This is a genomic window from Paraburkholderia sediminicola (assembly GCF_046027825.1).
GTDB lineage: Bacteria > Pseudomonadota > Gammaproteobacteria > Burkholderiales > Burkholderiaceae > Paraburkholderia > Paraburkholderia sediminicola_D.
In genome coordinates this window covers 1-641 of the sequence record NZ_JAQQDU010000253.1, presented here as the reverse complement: position 1 = coordinate 641, position 641 = coordinate 1, and the positions used below count along the sequence as shown (strand labels likewise).

Genomic DNA, 641 nt, shown 5'->3' with positions numbered 1-641 from the left:
ACCTGAGCGAGCGGGTCGGCACCATCGTCAGGCTGAACTCGAAAACTGCCTCGATTGCCGTGACAGATTCCGAAGGACACTGGCGCGTTTCCTACGGCCTGCTGCGGCGTATCGTCGACCTGTAACCCCATCTATGCCGATCACCGTGCAACATCATGGCCAGGACCAGAATCAACGCGGAACGTGAACATCGCATCGAGATGGAGGTGGTCGTCGACGCCTATACCGAGGAAGAGCGGGCGACGTCGTGGTACTGCCATATGGAAGAGCAGCTCTCGTTTCCATTCGCGGCCGGTATTCGCAAAGCAATGGCCTCTTCACCGCTGCGCCCGGGTGAACACGTCTCGGTCACCGGACTCGCTCATGAAGACCTGTGTCGGGTTGGCATCTTCGTCTGGGTTCGGTGGGGCCAACGTGACGTGGTGGCACCCCTGGCCCAGATCGTTCCCGTGAGCTGCGATGAACCGACACAAGTAGCCGTCGCTGACTGGCACTACTGGCATGATCAAGGTTACGCGTTCTGACATCCAGAAAGCCGTCCCACTGTCGCAGTGGGATCTCGCTCACCTCGTCCTGATCTCTCGCAGCGTTGTTGGTCCCGTACTAAATTCCAACTTCTGACGGGTTACGCTGACGGATAC

Annotated in this window: 1 protein-coding gene; it reads left to right on the top strand. The window is 58.8% G+C overall.

Annotation, left to right across the window (positions count from 1 at the left end; translation table 11 throughout):
* The first annotated feature begins 155 nt into the window (after window positions 1-155).
* Window positions 156-524 (top strand): calcium-binding protein, encoded by a 369-nt coding sequence (locus tag PQQ96_RS42145; protein ID WP_408303349.1) that lies wholly within the window; start codon window positions 156-158, stop codon window positions 522-524.
* Window positions 525-641: the final 117 nt, after the last annotated feature.